Origin of the sequence: Atlantibacter hermannii (assembly GCF_009907385.1) — a bacterium.
Classification (GTDB): domain Bacteria; phylum Pseudomonadota; class Gammaproteobacteria; order Enterobacterales; family Enterobacteriaceae; genus Atlantibacter; species Atlantibacter hermannii_A.
Map to the genome: position 1 here is coordinate 1 of NZ_JAAATR010000075.1, position 504 is coordinate 504.

The following is a 504-nucleotide window of genomic DNA, read 5'->3' on the forward strand; positions in this document are numbered from 1 at the left end:
GGTATATCAACCGGGTCACCATCGTTTATTCCGTCGATTTCGTTACGAGCGAACCGCGGCGCCGTAGGGTGTGTACGGTGATAGGTCTTCAGCAGAATGCTGCCGTCAGCCTCAATCTGATAATCAATCCAAAGCAAAGGCAGTTTGTTTTTATCAACCGGAATTTCTATCCCGCCATCAATACCACCCCATCCAGCATCGGAATTGAAGCCCAGCACCCCCGATATTCGGTAAACTCCCGTATCGAGGCGCTCAACCGTGACGCCTGCAGATTCCGCATTCAGTTCTGCGCTGCCGTCGCCTGCGACTTTAACGACTGGTGACGCCTTTTTAAGGTACCCGTTCCCATCCACTACTACATTGCCCTGGTGATAGAACTCATAGGCGACATTCCCCATACTCCAGCCGCCGATCTTGAATTTGCTGTCGGTATCGAGGCCAACAAAACATCCGAAAACTCCGCCCCGTTCAAATTCCATCACCGACGACGCGGCGCTGTTCGCG

Annotated in this window: 1 protein-coding gene; it reads right to left on the reverse strand. The window is 53.0% G+C overall.

Going from position 1 to position 504, the window contains the following annotated elements; genetic code table 11:
- Positions 1-504 (reverse strand): phage tail fiber protein (locus tag GV764_RS17955; protein ID WP_476561224.1); only part of this gene is annotated, 504 nt, incomplete at both ends.